The sequence below is a fragment of the Halochromatium sp. NSM3 genome (genome assembly GCF_059621085.1).
This window is the reverse complement of the sequence record NZ_JCAQIA010000023.1, coordinates 13,913-33,320: the sequence shown is the minus strand read 5'-3', so window position 1 is coordinate 33,320 and position 19,408 is coordinate 13,913. Positions and strand designations below refer to the sequence as shown.

Here is a 19,408-nt window from a genome sequence, read left to right as displayed (position 1 = left end):
ATGAGTGACACCAGCGCATCCAACAGCGGCTTGCCAAAGCCAAAGAAATCGGTCGCCCTGTCCGGCACCGCCGCCGGCAACACGGCGATTTGCACCGTCGGGCGCACCGGCAACGATCTGCATTATCGCGGCTACGACATTCTCGATTTCGCCGAGCAGGCCGAGTTCGAGGAGATCGCCTATCTGTTGATCCACGGCGCGCCGCCGAACGCGGCCGAGCTGGCCGCGTACAAGACCAAACTGCGCTCGATGCGTGGCCTGCCATCGGCGGTGAAACAGGCGCTGGAAGCGATTCCGGCCTCTGCGCATCCGATGGACGTGATGCGTACCGCCTGCTCGGTGATGGGCAGTTGCCTGCCGGAGCGCGACTCACACCCGGCCGCCGAGGCGCGCGAGATCATCGACCGGATGATGGCGAGCTTCGGCTCGGCATTGCTGTACTGGTATCACTTCGCGGTCAACGGCCGGCGCATCGAGGTCGAGACCGACGACGACAGCATCGGCGGCCATTTCCTGCATCTGCTGCATGGCGAGACGCCAAAGGCATCCTGGGTGCGGGCGATGCACACCTCGCTGGTGCTCTACGCCGAGCACGAGTTCAACGCCTCCACCTTCGCCGCGCGCGTGGTCGCCGGGACCAACTCGGACCTGTATTCGGCTATTACCGCCGCCATCGGCGCGCTGCGGGGTCCCAAGCACGGCGGCGCCAACGAAGAAGCATTCCGCACCCAGAGCCGCTATTGGACCGCCGATGAGGCCGAGGCCGACATCCGCGCGCGCGTCGGCCGCAAGGAGATCGTCATCGGCTTCGGCCATCCGGTCTACACCGTCGCCGATCCGCGCAATCAGGTGATCAAGCGCGTCGCCCAGGCGCTCTCGGAGGAGGCCGGGGACACACGCCTATTCGCGGTCGCCGAGCGGCTGGAGTCGGTGATGTGGGAGCTGAAGAAGATGTTCCCGAACCTCGACTGGTTCTCGGCCGTCTCTTATCACCAGATGGGCGTGCCGACCGCGATGTTCACGCCGCTATTTGTGATCTCGCGCGTCACCGGCTGGGGCGCGCATGTGATCGAGCAGCGAGAGGACAACAAGATCATCCGCCCGTCAGCCAACTACACAGGCCCCGAGAACCGCGCTTGGGTGCCGATTGAGGAGCGTTCCTGAATGAGCAAAGCCGCTACGTTGGACGCCTCGCGTCCTGATTACGATGAAGTGATCCAACAGATCGCCGATTATGCCCTGGACGTCGATGTCCGTCAGAGCCGAGAGGCGATGGAGACTGCCCGCTATGATTGGATGGACAGCATCGGCTGTGCGCTCTATGCGCTGAACTATCCAGCCTGCAGCAAATTGCTCGGGCCGGTGGTGTCTGGCGTCGAGCTACCGGGCGGCGCGCGTGTGCCCGGCACCTCCTATCAGCTCGACCCGCTGCGCGCAGCCTGGAATATCGGCGCCATGGTGCGCTGGCTCGACTACAACGACACCTGGCTCGCGGCCGAGTGGGGCCATCCCTCGGACAACCTCGGCGCGATCCTGGCGCTGGCGGATTTCCAGTCGCGTCAAGCCCTGGCCCATGGTGCGGCGCCGCTGACCCTGGGTGATGTGCTGCAGGCGATGATCAAGGCGCACGAGATCCAGGGCGTGCTCGCGCTCGAGAACAGCTTCAACCGCGTCGGGCTGGATCATGTGCTGCTGGTACGGATCGCCTCGACCGCCGTTGCCGCAGCGATGCTCGGCTGCAACCGCGACGAGGTGCTGAGCGCCGTCTCCCATGCCTGGCTCGATGGCTCGGCGTTGCGCACCTACCGGCATGCGCCGAACACCGGCCCCCGCAAGTCCTGGGCCGCCGGTGATGCCTCGGCACGCGGGCTGTTCTTGGCCTACACGGCGCTCAAGGGTGAGATCGGTTATCCCTCGGTGCTGACCGCCAAGGGCTGGGGCTTCCAGGATGTCAGCTTTGGCGGCAAGCCGATCCAGCTCGCGCAGCCGTTTGGCACCTATGTGATGGAGAACGTGCTGTTCAAGATCAGCTACCCGGCCGAGTTCCATGCCCAGACCGCCGTCGAGGCGGCGCTGGCGCTGCATCCACAGGTCAAGGACCGGCTCGGCGAGATCGAGCGCATCCTGATCGAGACCACCGAATCCGGTGATCGCATCATCAACAAGACCGGACCGCTGAACAACCCGGCCGATCGCGATCACTGCCTGCAGTACATGGTCGCGGTGCCGCTGATCCAGGGCAGCCTCAGTGCCGATGACTACGAGGACGCAGCCGCCGCCAATCCGCTGATCGATCAGTTGCGCGCGAAGATGGAGGTGGTCGAGAACCCGCGCTTCACGCGCGAATACCTGGAGGCGGACAAGCGCGCGATCGGCAACGCGGTACAGGTGTTCTTCACCGACGACTCCAGCACCGAGAAGGTCAGCGTCGACTATCCGGTCGGCCATCGGCGCCGGCGCGACGAAGGCATTCCGCTGCTCAAGACCAAGTTCGAGCGCTATCTGCGCGGGCGCATCAGTCAGAAGAACAGCGATGCGATCCTCGCGCTCTGCGCCGATCAGGCGGCGTTCGAGGCCTGCTCGGTGGAAAGGATGATGACGCTGTTGAGCCTCTGAGCGGGCGCCTCGCGGGATCTGCACTGGCGGTCGTCGCTAGCACCCCGCACCAGAAGGTGAGCATGAGACTTGCTCAGCGTTCTCATGCGCTCAAGCCGGTGTGGTGCTTATGGCGAGGCGGCCATTGTCGTTTCTAGGTTTGGCGACGGGCTTGCGGCTAACTGCATGGTGATGCAATGCAGGCTGCCGCCCTGGCGGATCAGTGGCCGGCAATCGACTGGCTCGATGCGCCGGCCGGGGAAACAGCTCGCGAGGCGTTCGCAGGCGATGGCGTCCGCCGGGTCATCGTAGACCGGAACCAGCACGGCCCGATTGGTGATGAGGAAGTTGGCGTAGCCGGCCGGTAGACGCTGGCCGTGCTCGTCATGGATCGGCGCCGGTTGCGGCAGCGCGATCAGCCGATAGGGCGCGCCGTTGCGCTGGCGTAGCGCGTGCACTTCAGCGGCGAGCTGTTCGAGCGCCGGATGATCCGAGTCCTCTGGGTTAGTGCTCGCGGCATAGCAGAGGGTTTGCGGATCGCAGAAGCGCGCTAAGGTGTCGATATGGCCATCGGTATCATCGCCGCTGAGCTGGCCGTGCTCGAGCCAGAGGATGCGCTCGACGCCGAGCCGGTCACGTAGCTCGGCCTCGATCGCGGCTTGGCTCCAGTCTGGATTGCGCCTTGGATCGACGAGCGTGCGGCGCACGGCAAGCAGGCTGCCTGCGCCGTCGCTCTCGATGGCGCCGCCTTCGAGGACGAGCGGGCTTGGCTCCAGGCGTTCGCCGGTGTTGTGAACGCTGGCGTCTCCGGTAACGTCACTGGCAACGGGCTCATGGGTTGTCGCCGCCACGCTATCCAACCAAGCCTCGTCCGGCGGTGCAAAGCCGCCTGCGGTATAAACGGTCGCGGTGATCCGATCATCGAGTTCGGCCGGATATTTACCGCCCCAGCCGTTGAAGCGGAAGTCGATCAGGATGCGCGCGTTGGTGACGCGGTCGATGACGCTGATCGGCCCATGATCGCGCGCCCAGGTGTCGTTGCTTGCGGCAACGGCGAACCGGATGCGCTCGGTCTGACCATTGGTGCTGGCTTCGACTCTGACTTCTGCGGCAGGTCCAGTCCCGATCCCGACGGCAAGGCTGTTCTTGTTGGGTAGTTCACTCAGCTGCGCTTGAATCGTACGCCGATGCGCCTCGTCTCGGCAGACGATCAGTAATGCCTGATCGCGGGTAATCAGCTGCGCTAAGCGTCGGTAGACAGCCTCAACCGCGCCGAGCCGCGCGGCCCAATCGGTATCCGCGTGCGGCCAGGTCAGCATGATTTCGGCCTGGGGTTCCCATTCGGCAGGTAAGCGTCGCATCGTCGAGAGGTATCGAGTTCGGTCGCAAGTCGAGATCATCAATGCTACGCCGAATTCTGAAGCCGCGACGTCGCGCGAGCGCGCGAAGAGCGCCGAAGGCGATTCGTCGTGCCTATGCTAGACTCCCGCCATGCGCGCCACCCCATCGACCCCAAGATCGACTGCGTCTTCAAGACCTTGCTCGGCGCCGAAGCCAATCGCAGCCTGCTGATCCACTTCCTCAACGCCATGCTGGGGGCCAAAACGTTTGGAGTTGGGCTTAACCTCGTTCTCGCCAGCTGGCGATGAGATCCTGGTAAGCGATGGTGCGCCCCGGCGGCTTCTCGTTCGCCATTGCTGGCTTGGGCGCGCCCGGCCGCGCCAGCCAGACCGCAGGGTCCTCGGCTGGGCCAATCTTCGGAGCGCAACGCAGCTCGGCGCGGGCGAGGCGCTCCAAGGTTTCGTCTTGGGCCTGGGCGAGACCGTCCATCACCTCTTGGGGGCTGGCGCGGCCGGTCACGGCCTGACCGATCCGCGTCCACCAGAGCTGCGCGAGCAGGGCGTAGTCGGGCACGTTGAGGCCGGTCGGGGTCCAGGCATTGCGCGCCGGGCTGCGATAGAACTCGACCAGTCCGCCCAGGCTGGGTGCGGCCTCGGTCATCGCCTGTGATTGCAGGTCGCTGTCGCGAAACGGGGTCAGCCCGACCAGCGTCTTCTTCAGCGAGACCGTCTTGCAGACGCAGAACTGGGCATAGAGCCAGGCTGCGCGGCGGCGAGCGAGCGGGGTGCTGGCCGGTAGGGTCCAGGCGCCGCAGTCCTGATAGCCGAGCTTCATGCCGGGCTCCCAGTAGGCACCGTGCGGCGAGGGCGCGACGCGCCATTTCGGCGTGCCGTCGGCGTGCATCACCTGCGAGCCGGCACGCACCATGTTGGGCGTGAAGGCCGTGTACCAGAACACCTGCTGCGCAATGTCGCCGCGCGCGGGCACCGGGCCAGCATCGGTGAAGGTCATCTCGCGCGCCTCGGGCGGTGCGAAACGCTCGAGCCAGTCGAGATAGGTGCGCAGCGCATAGACCGCTGCCGGGCTGTTGGTGGCGCCGCCCCGGCTGACCGAGGAGCCGATCGGATGGCAGCCCTCGGCGCGGATGCCCCAATCATCGACCGGCTGGCCGTTCGGCAGCCCCTGGTCGCCGACGCCGGCCATCGACAGCCAGGCATCGGTGAAGCGCCAGCCGAGCGAGGGCTCGACCTTGGCATAGTCCATGTGGCCCCAGACGCGCTGGCCGTCGAGCTCCTTGACCTGGTGGGTGAAGAAGTCGGCGATGTCCTCGTAGGCAGACCAGTTCAGCGGTACGCCGAGCGGGTAGCCGTAGCGCTGCTCGAAGGCCCGTTTCAGGTCGTCGCGCTCGAACCAGTCGAGCCGGAACCAGTAGAGGTTCGCGAACTGTTGGTCGGGCAGCTGGTAGACCTTGACGTTCGGGCCAGTGGTGAAGGCGAGGCCGATGAAGTCGGGCAGGTCCAGCGTCGGCAGCGTGAGCGCCGCGCCCTCGCCGCTGATCCAGTCCGAGATCGGCACCACCGCATCGTTGCGGCTGTGGGTGCCGATGAAGTCGGAATCGTTGATATAGGCATCGTAGAGATTGCGGCCGGTGCGGGTCTGCTGGCGCAGGCGCTCGACCAGCTCGCCCTCGTGCAACAGATCGTGCTGGACGCGGATGCCAGTGATCTCGAAGAAGGCGCGCGCCAGGAAGCGCTGCTCGTAGACGTGGGTCGGGATGGTCTCGGAGGCGATGTGGATGCGCTGGCCGCTGAACGGCTTCGCGGCCTGGATGAAGAAGGCCATCTCGGCCATCTGCGCCTGCTCGCTCAGCGTTGAAGGCTGGAATTCGCCGCGCACCCAGCGCCGCGCGGCGGCGAGGCGTTGTGGCTCGATCTCGCCGAGATGGGCAACACGGGTGCGCGCTTGGGCCTGGTCCGAGGCGAGCGCAGCGGATGAGGCTGCCTCTGCATCCGCTGTCTCTGACGCAGCCAGGGCACGCAGCGATGGCCAGGCGGCGATGCCGAATGCCGCAGCAGAGAGTAGTTGCCGGCGTTGGCGATCGGGGCCCTTCATCGGAACTGCACACTCGTCGGGTCTTGCAGCAGCAGATAGAGCCCGGCCGCGAGCGCGGCGCCGATCAGTGGGCCGATGATCGGAATCCAGGCATAGCCCCAGTCGCTGTCGCGCTTGCCACCCGGCATCGGCAGTAGCGCATGAATGAGGCGCGGGCCCAGATCGCGGGCCGGGTTGATTGCATAGCCAGTGGTGCCGCCGAGGCTGAGGCCGATCGCCAGCACCAAGAGCCCAACTGGTAAGGCATCCAAGGCGCCGAGTCCGAACACCGAGACGGCCAGGAACAGCACCGCGAACACCAGCACGAAGGTGCCAACGATCTCCGAGATCAGGTTCGAGATCGGATCGCGCACCGCCGGTGCGGTGCAGAAGCAGGCGAGCTTCAGATCCTGATCCTCGGTGAGCGCAAAGTGTGGCCGATAGATCAGCCAGACCAGGGTCGCGCCCAGCATCGCGCCAAGGAATTGCGCGGCGAGATAGAGCGGTACCAGCGCCCAATCGAACTTATGGGCGATGGCCAACCCGACCGAAACCGAAGGATTGATGTGCGCGCCACTGAACGAGGCCATGGTGAACACGGCGACGAACACCGCCATGCCCCAACCCCAGCTGATGACGATCCAGCCGGAGCCGTGGCCCTTGGTTCCGCTCAGCACGACGTTTGCGACCACGCCATTGCCGAGCAGGATCAGCAACGCGGTACCCAGGAATTCGGCGAGAAACGGCGTCATGGGCGTCTCCTCAATGGTGTCGATCTTTTGGTTATCTCTGGTCGGAATCGCCGTGCATTTCGTCTCGCTGGCTCAGCGGCATCAGGCTAAGCAACATCAGGCGTCTGCTGCGATTGTGCTGGTGTGACCTCGCAATCCTCGCAGAAATACTCGTCATAACGCGCCTGTGCTTCATCGCCGAACAGGATCTCGCAGGCCTCCATCAGGCCGTCTGCTTGCTGAATGGTCTGGCGCGAGACCACCAGCGCGATCTTCGAGCGCCGGCGCAGGAAGTCCTCGAGCTTGACGATCATCTCTTGGCGCTTGGCCAGCTGGATCTCGCAGCGCGTGTAGTCTGTGCCCTTGATCAACACCTCGGCCTGGCGCGGATCCTCGCGGATCTGCGCCAGCAGCTCAAACGCCTGCTGATCGTAGCGCCGCCAAAGCCGGCTCGAGAGCGGCTCGATCGAATCCGGCGAGGTGTAGCTGTCCAGATCCATCAGCCGCGCCTGGTGCATGTACTCCTCATAGACCGAACGATGCGGCTCGCCATACCAGCGATAGCGCGGATGCGGCAGCTTGATGCCGAGCTTGGTGGCGATCTCCGCCACCTCGTTGCCAACATTCACACAGTCGGTCAGCTTGCCGCCGAAGATCGACAGATGCGCGTGCGCCGGGTCGACATCGATCGCATGCTTGCGCGAGAGCTGCATCCAGTCGCGCGCGCCCTCTGCGGCGTCGCCATCGCCAGCTTTGCCATCACCAGCCGCACCACTACCGCTGCCCTCCCCACCATGGCCGCTGCCGGCAGAGCCATTGCTGCTGCCCTCTGAATCCCCGACAGCCGCGTTGGGTGCGCGCTGCACCACCAGCGGGCGTACCCCGCAGCGCTCGGCGATGATGTCATCGCGGGTCAGTGGCTGGGCCAGCTCGAGGCGCTTGTTGATGTTCTCGAGCACGAAGTCCCGATCCTCGTCGGTCACCTCGGTGAACGGGCTCTCAACCGGCGTATCGGTGGTGCCGATACAGGTACGCACCCCCATCGGGATGACGAAGAACAGCCGGCCATCGTCGGCAAAGAAGGTCAGGATGTGCGGCTGCGGCGTGATCTGGGGCACGATCAGATGGATGCCCTTGGAGAACAGATGCTGGTGCTGGGTCTGCTCGTCGTTGCGCTGATTGAGTTCGTCGGCGAAGGGGCCGGCAGCGTTGATCAGGATCTTGGAGCGGATCTGAAAGCGCTCACCGCTCTGGGTATCGCGTGCCTCGGTGATCCAGACCGCGTCCTGACCCTGGCCCTCGCGCCGCGAGCCCAGCGACTCGACATAGTTCGCGGCAATGGTGCCCCGGTCCATGGCCGCGCGCACGAACTGGAACACGAAGCGTGAGTCGTTATCATGCAGATAGGCATCGGAATACTCGAAGCCACCGGCGGCCTTGCTGGTATTGACCACCGGCTCCTCGCGCCGGATCTGGCCCTTGCTCATCAGGCGCGGGATGCGGGTATAGCCATTGCCGAACAGCCAATAGACCCAGGTGCCGATCCAGAGGAACCAGGGCGAAAACCGAAAGCCCTTATCGATGGTGGTGAAGAAGCGGATCTCCTGCACCCGGCTCGGATAGCTGTCGATTAGATGATTACGGCTCAGGCACAGCTTGCGCACCAGCCCATAGTCGCCGCTCTCCAGATACTTGATACCGCCCCAGGCCAGGTTCGACGACTGCTGACTGGTAAAGCCCGCGAAGTCGCGCTGATCGATCAGCGCCACGCTCGCGCCCTTGCCCGAGAGCGCCGCCGCCGAGACGGCGCCGTTGATGCCGCTGCCGATGATCAGCGCATCGAATACCCGATCCGGCAATTTAGCGATGTTGCTATCACGTAAATGCATACTTAACTCTTCTCTCGTCAGTCGTCACGCAGCAGGCAGCAGACGCCAGGGATTAGGCATTAGGCAACGGGTACCGGGCACCAATCACCACTCTTCACTCTTCCTCCCGCGCCCAGCCCTTCGCCAACTCCACCGCGCGATGCCAGCGCTTGAACAGCTTCTCGCGCTTGGCCTGGTCGATGCGCGGGCGATAGCGGACATCCAGGGCCCACTTCTTGGCGATCTCGTCGCGACTCTCCCAGAAGCCGACCGCGAGACCGGCCAGATAGGCGGCGCCGAGCGCGGTGGTCTCGATGATACTCGGCACCTCAACCTTGACGCCGAGGATGTCGGACTGGAACTGCATCAGCACGCTGTTGACTGAGGCGCCGCCGTCGCAGCGCAGCTCCTTGAGGGTGATGCCAGAATCACGCTCCATCGCCTCGATCACGTCGCGGGTCTGATAGGCCATGCTCTCGAGCACCGCGCGCGCCACATGGCCGCGGCTGGTGCCGCGGGTGAGGCCAATCAGTAATCCGCGTGCGTAAGGGTCCCAATGCGGGGCGCCGAGCCCAACCAGCGCTGGCACGAAGTAGACGTCCTCGTTCTCTGGCACCGCGCGTGCTAGCTCGCGGGTCTCGCTCGCGTGGTCGATCATCTTCAGCCCATCGCGCAACCACTGCACTGCCGAGCCGGTGACGAAGATCGCGCCCTCGAGCGCGTACTCGACCGGCTCGTCGCCGATGCCCCAGGCGATGGTGGTGAGCAACTGCTCGTTGCTGGTGACCGCCTCGGTGCCGGTGTTCATCAGCACGAACGAGCCGGTGCCATAGGTGTTCTTGGCCATGCCGCGCTTGTAGCAGGCCTGGCCGAACAGTGCCGCCTGCTGATCGCCAGCGATCCCGGCCACCGGTATCCCGCGTGTGCCGAAAAACATCTGCGGGTCGGTCTCGCCGTAGACCTCGGATGAGGGCCGCACCTCGGGCAAGATCGCGGCCGGGATATCTAGCAGCGCCAGCAATTCGTCATCCCAGCGCAGCTCGCGGATGTTGTAGAGCAGGGTGCGCGAGGCGTTGGAATAGTCGGTGATGTGGGTTTTGCCGCCGGTGAGGTTGTAGACCAGCCAAGAGTCGATAGTGCCGAAGCAGATCTCGCCTTGCTTGGCGCGCTCGCGCAGCCCAGGGGTGTTATCCAGCATCCACTTGACCTTGGTGCCGGAGAAGTAGGGGTCGATCACCAAACCGGTCTTCTGCTGGACCAGCTCGGTGTGGCCCTGTGCCTTGAGTTCGGCGCAATAATCGGCGGTGCGCCGATCCTGCCAGACGATGGCGCGCCCGACCGGCTTGCCGCTGGCGCGCTCCCAGAGCACGGCGGTCTCGCGCTGATTGGTGATGCCGATGCCCTGGATATCGTTCGGCGCGATGCCGCCGGCTTTGAGTGCCTGGGCGATCACCTTCATGGTGACCAGCATGATCTCCTCGGCATCGTGCTCGACCCAGCCTGGCTTTGGGTAATGCTGGGTGAACTCGGAGTAGGCGCGGCTACGGATCTGGCCGGCATGGTCGAAGAGCAGCACCGTCGAGCCCGTGGTGCCTTGGTCGATCGAGAGGATGACGCCGTCTTTCATGTACTCGCTCCGTCAGTGGTATGGCCCCGCTGAGGACGATGGCAGCGATCGCGGTTGCGCCGATGCCGGTGCTGTCTCCGAGGCGTTTTTATCGGTGTCGCTCAAGAGGGCGCCGGCACTGAGGCCGATGCCGGCTAAGCGCTTGGCTATCAGGCCTTGAGCCGGTCCTGACGGGCCGCGCGCGCGGCGAGCGCGATGAAGAGATACGACCAGCCGTTGAAGATCAGCTCGATGGCGATGAACAGCCCGATGATGAAGAGGCCGGATTGCGGCCATTCGGCCAGGATCAGGCCGCCGAGGATCAGCGAGATGACCCCCGAGACCAGCGGCCACCACCAGCCCTTCGCCGGCTTGACCTGAAACGCCATGATCGCGCGTAGGATGCCGATCGCGATCAGCGTGGCCCCCAACACGAGCGTCAGGGCAACGGCGGTATGCAAAGGCTCCAAGGCCATGTAGACGCCGACGGCGACATACAGCAGCGCGATCAGCACATGCCAGGCGGTGCTCTTCCAGCCGTTGCATTTGAGGGCGTCGAGTAATTGAAAGACGCCGCCGACGATCAGCAGTGCCGCGAAGAACACGACCGCCAGCTCGGTCAGCATGAAGGTCATGCCAAGACCGATGGTGCCGAGGATGATCGATAGCAGCCCGAAGGCCAGCAGCCAGCCCCAGTTCTTCTCGAGGTCGCCGAAAGGCGGAATGGGGGCCAGGGATGGGTCGTTCGTCGACTCGCGCATGGTGGTACTCCAGGTGGTTGAGAGGGAAGCGAGACTGATGGTAAGCCATCCTTGTTCGTCTTGGCTTGCCTCTGGCTGTTCACCAGCAACAAGCCCGCTCGTAGACCAGGCGCCCGTTAGCGAGGGTGTAGCGCACGCGACCGCGCAGCTCGCGCCCAAAGAAGGGGGTGTTCTGACCTTGACTCAGCCAGTGCTCAGGTGTGGGGCGCCAGCGCTCATTCAGGTCGAAGATGCAGAGATCGGCGCGCGCACCGATGCTCAGGCAGCCCAAGGATGAGCGCGACACGATCCGGGCGGGGTTGCTGGTGACCCGTGCTAGGGCGGTGCCGAGGTCCATCACGCCATCCGCTACCAGCTCCAGCACCAGCGGCAGCAGAGTCTCGAGCGCCGAGATCCCGGGACGCGTCTGCGGGAAGGGGGCGAGCTTGGCGTCGGGCTCGTGCGGGCGATGGTCGGAGCAGATCGCCGAGATCGCGCCGCTGGCGACCGCCGCGCGCAGGGCGTCGCGATCCTTTTTCGTGCGCAGCGGCGGTATCACATGGGCGTTGGCGTTGAAGCCGTAGATGTCGTCTTCGGTCAGGAACAGCTGATGGGCGCTGACATCGGCGCTAGCGGCGACGCCGCGATGGCGGGCCTCGGCGAGCATCTCGGTCGCGCGCGCGGTGGAGAGACCGCGAAAGTGCACGCGCGCGCCAGTCTGTTCGGCCAGCGCCAGATCGCGCGCGACCGCGACCGTTTCTGCCGCTTCTGGAATCCCGGGCAGGCCGAGCTGGGTGCTGACGCGGCCCTCGTGGACCAGACCGCCATCGCTGAGGTCGTGATCGGCCGGGTGCAAGAAGCTGGTGAGGTCGAAGGTGGCGGCATATTCCAGCGCGCGGCGTTGGACGCGGGTATTGCGGATCGGGCGATCGGCGTTGCTCACGGCCGGGCAGCCCGCGTCCTGCAGCGCCGCCATCTCGCTGACCTGTTGTCCCGCGAGCCCCTTGGTGAGGGCGCCGAGCGGTAAGACACGGGCTTGGCCACGGGTCTTGGCGCGGCGTCGGATCAGTTGGGCAACGGCCGGGGTATCGATCACCGGCGCGGTGTCTGGTGGGCAGCACAGGGTGGTGATGCCGCCGGCCGCTGCCGCGCGCGTTTCGCTCTCGATGGTGCCCTTGTGCTCAAGCCCAGGCTCGCGCAGGCGGGCACAGAGGTCGACGAGGCCCGGGCAGACGACGAGCCCGGTGGCATCGATGAGGCGTTGCGGCTCAAACCCGTCAGGCATGGCGCCGATGCCGACGATGCGCCCGCCGCTCAGATGCAGGTCGGTGATCTGGTCGAGACCGGTGGCGGGATCGATCACCCGACCTTGGTGGATGCTCAGACGACGCTCAGCCATGGGGTACTCCGTCTTGGTCGATGCGGGGCTCGCGTCCCGAGGCTGGCTCTGGCTCTGGCTCCGCCGGTCGGCTGGCATTGGCGAGCGCCAGATTCTGGGTGCCGATGCACATCGACATCACCGCCATGCGCACCGCCAACCCATTGCTGACCTGCTCGAGGATCACCGAGCGCGGCCCGTCGGCGATCGCGGAGTCGATCTCGACGCCGCGGTTGATCGGCCCCGGGTGCATGACGATCGCATCCGGCTTGGCCTGGTCGATGCGCTGCTCGGTGAGGCCGAAGAGCTGGAAGTATTCGTGCTCGCTGGGCAGGAAGGCGCCGTTCATGCGCTCATGTTGCAGCCGGAGCATGATGATCACATCGGCATCGCGGATGCCGTCGTCGAGATTGGCAAACACCCGCACCCCAAGCGCCTCCTCGGCCACGGCCGGGATCAGGGTGCGCGGCGCGACCACGCGCACCTCGGTCGCACCCAAGGTGCGCAGCGCGCCGATCTGCGAGCGCGCGACCCGTGAGTGCAGCACATCGCCGACGATCACCGCGATCAGCGGCTCGAAGGCGCCCTTGTGACGGCGAATGGTGAACATATCGAGCATGCCCTGGGTCGGATGCGCATAGCTGCCGTCGCCGGCGTTGATGACGCTGACGAAGGGCGCGGCATGCTCGGCGATGAACTGCGCGGCGCCGCTGTCGGCGTGGCGCACGACGAACATATCGACATTCATCGCCTCGAGGTTGCGCAGGGTGTCGAGCAGCGTCTCGCCCTTAGCGGTGGCCGAGGTGCTGATGTTGACATTGAGCACATCGGCCGAGAGCCGCTTGGCCGCGAGTTCAAAGGTGGTGCGGGTGCGGGTGCTGTTCTCGAAGAAGACGTTGGCGATGACTTTGCCCCGGCACAGGGGAACTTTTTTCACCGCTTGCCGCGCGATACCGAGAAAGCCCTCGGCACGATCAAGGATCTCGGTCAGTAGTGCGCGGTCGAGCCCGTCGGTGGTCAAAAAGTGCTTGAGCCGGCCCTCGTCATCGAGCTGAAGCTGACGTGGATCCATCACTGGGCTCCGTTCGGATCACCGCTCGCCGTCTGCTGAGCCTTGGGCTCGACCCGGCCGCGCCTCAGTGTCAGCGGATCGGGGCCGGTCAGCTTGATCTGCTCACCGTGCTCGAGTTTGGCGTCGAGGCCGACGACATCCGGCTCGATAGGCAATTCGCGCCCGTCGCGGCAAGCCAGGATGGCCAGCACCACCGAGGCCGGGCGTCCATAATCGAACAAGACATTGAGTGCGGCGCGGATGGTGCGCCCGGTCTGGAGCACATCGTCGACCAACACGATATGGCGATCATCGACCGGAACGGGGAGGTCCGACGGGCGCACCTGCGGATGGGTGCCGATGCGGGTGAAGTCATCGCGATAGAACGAGATATCGAGCTGGCCCATGGGCTCTTGTAGCCCAAGGCGTTTGTGCAGGCGCTCCGCGATCCAGACCCCGCCGCTGTGGATGCCGACCATCAACGGTCGGTCGATGGCGCGCTCGGCCAAGAGCGCGCCGAGCTGATCGGCCATCTGGCCAATGGCGGCCTCGACCTCGTCGGCGGACTGCCAGGTGTGCATCGTCGTCATGATCAGGGGGCTCCTCGAGATGGGCTGGATGCTGATGGAGCGCGACGCTGAGCGTCGGTGAGCCAGGTTTCGAGGATCAACTTCGCCGCATGGGCATCGATCCGATCGTCCCGTGCAGACCGATCAAGCTCGAGGTCGTGTCGCGCTGCGTGGCTGGTCAAGCGCTCATCGACCAGATAGACGCTGAGGCCGAAGCGGCCCTGTAGTTGGCGCGCGAAGCGGTGGACGCGTTCGCTCCACTCCTCCTCGCTGTCGTCCATATTGAAGGGAAGTCCGACCACGGCGGCTTGCGGTTGCCACTCGCGGATGATCGCCTCGAGCCGCTTCCAATCGGGACGCTGTCCCTGGGCGCGGACGGTTTCCAGCGCCGTGGCCGTGCCGGTCACCGTTTGGCCGATCGCCACGCCGATCTTGCGCGGGCCGAAGTCGAAGCCGAGTAGGGTCGCCAAGGTCTTGTCGAGGCTGCCGTCTCGGGCGCCGGATCGGTCAGGCGTGCCCAGCGTCGCCGCTGAGTAGATTCAGATCGACGCCGAGCAGTTGCGCGGCCGATTGCCAGCGCTGGGCCGAGGGCGTGCTGAAGATGACCCGATTATTGGCCGGGCCGCTGAGCCAGGCGTTGTTGATCATCTCTTGTTCGAGCTGGCCACTGGACCAGCCAGCATAGCCGAGCGCAACCAGCCGATTCGCTGGGCCCTGGCCCTTGGCGATGGCCTCGAGCACGTCGCGCGAGGTGGTCACCTGGATATCCTCGGCCACCCGGAGCGTGGAGTCGAAGTTGAAGTGACCGTCGTGGATCACGAAGCCGCGATCGGTCTGTACCGGACCGCCGAGATAGACCGGGGCGTTGCTGACGTTGCTGGCCTCGGGGTCGATATCGAGTTGAGCCAAGACCTCGCCGAGCTGGATTTCCATGGGGCGATTGATGACGATGCCCATCGCCCCCTCCTCGGAATGCTCGCAGACATAGGTCACCGTGCGCGAGAAGTTGGGGTCTTGCAGACCCGGCATCGCGATCAGGAAATGGTTGGTCAACGACGTTGATATAGTCATAGCGATAGTATCCAGCCGGCTCGCGCGTCTGGCAAGCCGTTACCGCTCGCCTGTGCGTCCTGTTGCATGGTCGTGGTGCTGGTTCAACGACCCAAACCGAGCCTGTGATTGCGTTGGAATTGCCAGGGAACAGTGATGTCGAGCACGTCGAAGTCGCGTTTGATGCCTGGTGGAAACGGCGCGAAAGGCGCGGCGAGTTGGACGATGCGCACCGCAGCTTGATCCAGAACATCGTGCCCCGAGGAGCGAACCACGCGAATGCCCTCGAGGGTACCATCGGAACGGACCGCGACGTGCAGGGTCAGGTTGCCATAGAGGCCGAGTTCCCGAGCCTCACGCGGATAGTTGAGGTTGCCGATGCGCTCCGCCTTGCGTTGCCAGGCTTCCAGGTAGTTGGCGTAGAGGTAGTCACGCGTCGCGGTGCTGATGGCCTTGCGCCGCGAATGGCTGTTGTGAGTCGTGCGCTGCCCCTCGGTCCTGGTGGCCAGGCTGGCCATCTCGGCCGTGCGACTCGCGAAGATATCGGCCGCCGAGATCGACCGCCGTTCGGGACCATCATCGATCGCTTCGGCCTCGAGCAGGGATGCCGCGTCGCTGGGTTGTATGCGCTCGGGCTCGGGCTCGGGCTCCAGTGTTGTCTCGGGCCTGCTCTCCACGTCGACGTCTGCGGCCATTGCGAGTAACGCTGGCGCCGCCGCTGCTGGAACCGCCGGCAGCGGCGGCGCGGCCGTCTCCGCTGTCTCGGTCGTCTCGGTTGACGTTTGTGGCGGCGGGGCTTGAGAGGATCGCTCGAGCGGTGGTGCGGGGGGGCGACTTAAGGTATTGGCCGCAGTCGGCTTGCGGCTCTCCGTAGCGGTGGGGCTAGCGGTAGGATTGGCGGTAGCGCTGGCGGGGGGGTTGGCGGTAGCGCTGGCGCTGGCAACAACGGCCTCGGCCTGCGCGGCGATGACGGCCGGTGTCGATGACTCGAGTCTCGGCTGGGTGATGACTCGCAACGTCAGGACTTCCGTCGGGCGCGGTGCGCGCTGAGGTGCGGCGAACTCGAGACTAGCGATCAAGAGCGCATGGGCGATGAGTGCAATCGCCACTGCGATCGGCATCACCCAATCAACGGTTCCATGTCCGTCACGCCCATCATGCCCGCCGGGAGGCGAGCTGAACGGTCCGTTGGAGTGCCCAGCCACGGCTGTCATAGCCTATTTCCGCAGAGTGAGATCGGAAGCAGGGTGGAAAGAGATCAGGCGAGCGTGATCAGGAGCTGGACTCCAGCGGCGAGCGGATGACCTGCTCGGCGTTGGTGTCGAGCAATTCGAGCAGTTCGGCCATCGCTGGGGTCATGTGGAGCCTGCCACCCTCGTCGATCAGCAGTACATAGCGAATACCCATTCGACCCGCGATGCGCGGCCAGTCATCAGGCCCGGCGATCATCAGCGCATGCGCCGCCGCCGCCGCCGTCAGTCCGTCGCCTTCGTGAAGCACGCTGGCGGAGAGGACACCGCAGGCGGGACGACCCGTTCGCGGATCGAGCACCGCATGATAGACCTCGCCGCGATAGCGGAAGTTGCGCTGCTGCGCACTCGCGGTGAAGAGGCTGGCATCGCCACTGACGTCGAGGATACCGATCACGCCGCTTCCGCTCGCGCGCGGCACCGGGATGCGCCAGGCCCGCCCGGAGCGGCTGCCGATGGCGCGCACATCGCCACCGACGTTGATCATGGCGCTGCGCACCGCCTGCGCGCGCAGCGCATTCACGGCGAGGTCCATCGCATAGGCGGTCGCGACCGTGTCGAAGTCGAGCTGCACGGCGGGGTTATCGCTTCGCAGTTCGATGCCGTCGAGTTCCAGATCAACCATCGTCGGTTGCACGTCAAGCAGGGCGTCGATGGCGGCCTGGTCCGGTGGCGGATTCGAGGCCGGGTTGGCTCGGTCGAGCCCCCAGAGTTGGAAGAATCGACCCATGGCCGGATTGAAGAGCCCGTCGCTCTCGCTGAACAGGGTCTGGCTACGAGCCAGGAGCGGGATCAGTGACGGCGGTGCCGCAAAGGACTCGCCGCTCAGCAGCTGCGCGTTGAGGTGCCGCATGTACTCGGCACCATGGCCATGCAGCGTCTGGTCGAAAAAGGCGAAGTCGCGCTTGACCTTGGCGGCGGCGTCTGCGGCGCGTTCGCGCTGGATGCCGACGATACTGAGATCGACCCGGGTGCCGAAGGCCGGAAACTGGGTGGTGTAGACCGGCACGTCGCCGCTGCCGCAGCCGGCGATGAGCGCGACGAGGAGCGCGACGAGAAACTGGATGGCGGCTCGCGCGTCAGGGCGCATCAAGGCGAGCCTCGATAGCGGCCATGAGATCCTGGGCGATGGCGGTGTCGCGCTCGCGATCGATCTCGCGGATACAGGTTGGGCTGGTGATGTTGATCTCGGTGAGCCAGTCGCCGATGACATCAAGCCCGGCGAAGAGGACGCCACGGGCTTGCAGCTCCGGGGCGACTTGGGCCGCGATCCAGCGCTCGCGCTCGCTGATCGGCCGCACCTCGGCGCGGGCGCCAGCGGCCAGATTGCCGCGCGATTCACCGGCGGCCGGGATGCGCGCGAGGACGAAGGGTACCGGCTCACCGTCGACGATCAGCACGCGTTTGTCACCGTCGGCGATCTCGGGCAGGAAGCGCTGGGCCATGCAGAAGCGCTGGCCGGCGCCGCGACTCGCGCCAATCAACGCCTCGATGATCACCGAGGTATTGGGATCGCCGACGCGGACGCGAAAGATCGACTGTCCGCCCATGCCGTCGAGCGGCTTGAGCACGATCTCCTGCTGCTCGGCGAGGAAGGCGCGTAGCACCTCGGCATGGCGGCTGATCACCAGCGGCGGGCAGCAGTGAGGGAAATGCGCCGTGAAGGCCTTTTCGTTGGCATCGCGCAGGGCCTGCGGGGCGTTCACCACCAGGCAACCGGCGGCCTGCGCCAGCTCGAGCAGGTAGGTGGCGTAGATGTATTCCATGTCGAACGGCGGATCCTTGCGCATCAGCACCGCGTCGAGCTGGGCGAGCGGCTGCGGTTCGATGGGCTCGAGGCGAAACCAGCCCGTCGGGTCATCGGTGACCTCGAGGCGCTGCATCCGCGCCTGGACCTTGCCGTTGGCGAGGAACAGATCGGCCAGCTCCATATAATGGAGTGACCAGCCCCGCTGCTGCGCCGCAAGCAGCATCGCGAAGGTGCTATCTTTATGGATCTTGATGGACCCGATGGGGTCCATGACGACGCCGAGCGTGTAGTTCATGCGGGCAAGTGTACCCCCAGAGCCCAAGGAGCTGTTAACGCGGGCTGGGGCAAAAAAGAAACCCCGGCGAGCGGGGGACCCGCCGGGGTGATTGTTCCCGGTTTTGGGGGAACCGGGAGCCAAAGGCCGCTAGGGAGGGGGAGGCCGAAGCGGCCTAGCGCGTTGTCGCGCCTAGCATTTATGAGTATAGCAATGCGCATTGGTTCCGCGAGGTTCGTTACGGAAGTGTCACCTGAACGAATTCGGACGGTCTGAGGATCTCCTCCGGCTGGCTATCGAAGATCACATCCAACTCATAGACCGCCCCATCCGGGTCGATGCGCACCGCCTCGACGCCGAGGCTATAGATGAGTCCATTGCGTATTCGGCCACGCACATTGATCTTGGCCGGCTGCCCGGGACGGTAGCGGCGCAGGATGTCGGCGGTGACCAGCACACGCGCGAGCATCTGGCTGGTGGGTGCCACCGCGATCAGGGGTTGTTGTTGCAGCGTCTTGTAGATCACGGCACCGCGATAGGCATTCTTCGCGACGATGATGCCGTTGAAAGGGGCGCGGAGTTCGGTGCGTTCCAGCAGCACATCGGCTGCGGCCTGCTTGGCCTTTGCCGACTCCAGCTCGGCCTCGGCGGCGGCCTTGAGCAACTCGGCGTCCTTGAGTTCCTCGCTGGCGATCAGGCCGCGATCGAACAGCTCTTGCGCGCGTGCCAGCTCGCGCTCGGCGTCCTCGAGGGCGATGACAGCGCGGGCGACGCCGGCCTTGGCCTCGAGACTGCCCGCTTGGGCTTCGCGTTGGTCCATGCGCAAGAGCAGCTCGCCTTCGTCGACATGCTGGCCGGGCGTGACCAAGACATCATCGACAACCCCGTTCTCCACCGCGCGCAGCTCGACCTTGCGCACCCATTCGAGGCGGCCGCTGAGTTGGAGTGCCGCTGCCGCATGGCTGGTGAGCACACACAGCAGGAGAGCGCCGAGGGCGAGGCCTAGAACCGGATGAGCCGAGGGCGCGCATCTGCCATGGGCTTTCCAGCCGCTCTTGCCAGCGCCGGTGGTCATCCTTGATGAGTGGGACATGCAGGTCATCGGATCGCTCAT

At 65.3% G+C, this 19,408-nt stretch carries 17 protein-coding genes and 1 pseudogene; 3 read left to right on the top strand and 15 right to left on the bottom strand.

Going from position 1 to position 19,408, the window contains the following annotated elements:
• Nucleotides 1–1,164 (top strand): bifunctional 2-methylcitrate synthase/citrate synthase, encoded by a 1,164-nt coding sequence (gene prpC, locus AC54T3_RS11065; protein ID WP_496624705.1) that lies wholly within the window; start codon nucleotides 1–3, stop codon nucleotides 1,162–1,164.
• The gene (locus AC54T3_RS11060) at nucleotides 1,165–2,616 is read left to right on the top strand and encodes a bifunctional 2-methylcitrate dehydratase/aconitate hydratase (protein WP_496624703.1); all 1,452 of its coding nucleotides are present in this window, start codon (nucleotides 1,165–1,167) and stop codon (nucleotides 2,614–2,616) included.
• 107 nt (nucleotides 2,617–2,723) lie between these two features.
• Here AC54T3_RS11060 and AC54T3_RS11055 read toward each other — a convergent pair whose 3' ends face one another.
• The gene (locus AC54T3_RS11055; RefSeq protein WP_496624702.1) at nucleotides 2,724–3,956 is read right to left on the bottom strand and encodes an agmatine deiminase family protein; all 1,233 of its coding nucleotides are present in this window, start codon (nucleotides 3,954–3,956) and stop codon (nucleotides 2,724–2,726) included.
• Between the two features lie 114 nt (nucleotides 3,957–4,070).
• Here AC54T3_RS11055 and AC54T3_RS11050 point away from each other — a divergent pair.
• Nucleotides 4,071–4,199: pseudogene (locus AC54T3_RS11050) on the top strand (PD-(D/E)XK nuclease family transposase); the annotation flags it as partial.
• 16 nt (nucleotides 4,200–4,215) lie between these two features.
• Here AC54T3_RS11050 and AC54T3_RS11045 read toward each other — a convergent pair.
• The 14 genes from AC54T3_RS11045 to AC54T3_RS10980 all read right to left on the bottom strand — a co-directional run bounded on the left by AC54T3_RS11045 (nucleotide 4,216) and on the right by AC54T3_RS10980 (nucleotide 19,408).
• On the bottom strand, nucleotides 4,216–6,048 hold the full coding sequence (locus tag AC54T3_RS11045) for a carbohydrate ABC transporter substrate-binding protein (RefSeq protein ID WP_496624700.1): 1,833 nt from the start codon (nucleotides 6,046–6,048) through the stop codon (nucleotides 4,216–4,218).
• A complete protein-coding gene (locus tag AC54T3_RS11040) occupies nucleotides 6,045–6,779 on the bottom strand; it encodes an MIP/aquaporin family protein (protein ID WP_496624698.1) in 735 nt (244 codons plus the stop codon). Before AC54T3_RS11040 ends, AC54T3_RS11045 begins: the two co-directional genes overlap by 4 nt.
• An 86-nt stretch (nucleotides 6,780–6,865) precedes the next feature.
• The gene (locus tag AC54T3_RS11035; protein WP_496624696.1) at nucleotides 6,866–8,647 is read right to left on the bottom strand and encodes a glycerol-3-phosphate dehydrogenase/oxidase; all 1,782 of its coding nucleotides are present in this window, start codon (nucleotides 8,645–8,647) and stop codon (nucleotides 6,866–6,868) included.
• A gap of 94 nt (nucleotides 8,648–8,741) precedes the next feature.
• Nucleotides 8,742–10,253: a glycerol kinase GlpK gene (gene glpK / locus AC54T3_RS11030; protein ID WP_496624694.1), complete on the bottom strand. Its 1,512-nt coding sequence runs from the start codon at nucleotides 10,251–10,253 to the stop codon at nucleotides 8,742–8,744.
• Between the two features lie 149 nt (nucleotides 10,254–10,402).
• The gene (locus AC54T3_RS11025) at nucleotides 10,403–10,993 is read right to left on the bottom strand and encodes an HdeD family acid-resistance protein (protein WP_496624692.1); all 591 of its coding nucleotides are present in this window, start codon (nucleotides 10,991–10,993) and stop codon (nucleotides 10,403–10,405) included.
• 79 nt (nucleotides 10,994–11,072) lie between these two features.
• The gene (locus AC54T3_RS11020) at nucleotides 11,073–12,371 is read right to left on the bottom strand and encodes a dihydroorotase (RefSeq protein ID WP_496624690.1); all 1,299 of its coding nucleotides are present in this window, start codon (nucleotides 12,369–12,371) and stop codon (nucleotides 11,073–11,075) included.
• Complete coding sequence (locus tag AC54T3_RS11015; protein ID WP_496624688.1) at nucleotides 12,364–13,422, bottom strand: aspartate carbamoyltransferase catalytic subunit; 1,059 nt, start codon at nucleotides 13,420–13,422, stop codon at nucleotides 12,364–12,366. Before AC54T3_RS11015 ends, AC54T3_RS11020 begins: the two co-directional genes overlap by 8 nt.
• On the bottom strand, nucleotides 13,422–13,991 hold the full coding sequence (gene pyrR / locus AC54T3_RS11010; RefSeq protein ID WP_496624686.1) for a bifunctional pyr operon transcriptional regulator/uracil phosphoribosyltransferase PyrR: 570 nt from the start codon (nucleotides 13,989–13,991) through the stop codon (nucleotides 13,422–13,424). Before pyrR ends, AC54T3_RS11015 begins: the two co-directional genes overlap by 1 nt.
• Before the next feature lie 2 nt (nucleotides 13,992–13,993).
• Entirely contained in the window at nucleotides 13,994–14,440 is a 447-nt protein-coding gene (gene ruvX / locus AC54T3_RS11005) for a Holliday junction resolvase RuvX (protein WP_496624684.1), read from the bottom strand.
• Nucleotides 14,441–14,477: 37 nt separating this feature from the next.
• On the bottom strand, nucleotides 14,478–15,041 hold the full coding sequence (locus AC54T3_RS11000; RefSeq protein WP_496624682.1) for a YqgE/AlgH family protein: 564 nt from the start codon (nucleotides 15,039–15,041) through the stop codon (nucleotides 14,478–14,480).
• A gap of 83 nt (nucleotides 15,042–15,124) precedes the next feature.
• Nucleotides 15,125–16,141 (bottom strand): energy transducer TonB, encoded by a 1,017-nt coding sequence (locus tag AC54T3_RS10995; RefSeq protein WP_496624680.1) that lies wholly within the window; start codon nucleotides 16,139–16,141, stop codon nucleotides 15,125–15,127.
• Nucleotides 16,142–16,292: 151 nt separating this feature from the next.
• Nucleotides 16,293–17,360 carry an FAD:protein FMN transferase gene (locus AC54T3_RS10990; protein ID WP_496624679.1) on the bottom strand — a complete coding sequence of 356 codons (1,068 nt, stop codon included), beginning with the start codon at nucleotides 17,358–17,360 and terminating at the stop codon, nucleotides 16,293–16,295.
• The gene (gene gshB / locus AC54T3_RS10985) at nucleotides 17,350–18,315 is read right to left on the bottom strand and encodes a glutathione synthase (protein ID WP_496624677.1); all 966 of its coding nucleotides are present in this window, start codon (nucleotides 18,313–18,315) and stop codon (nucleotides 17,350–17,352) included. Before gshB ends, AC54T3_RS10990 begins: the two co-directional genes overlap by 11 nt.
• 217 nt (nucleotides 18,316–18,532) lie before the next feature.
• Nucleotides 18,533–19,408, bottom strand: coding sequence for an efflux RND transporter periplasmic adaptor subunit (locus AC54T3_RS10980; protein ID WP_496624676.1), 876 nt, complete (start codon nucleotides 19,406–19,408; stop codon nucleotides 18,533–18,535).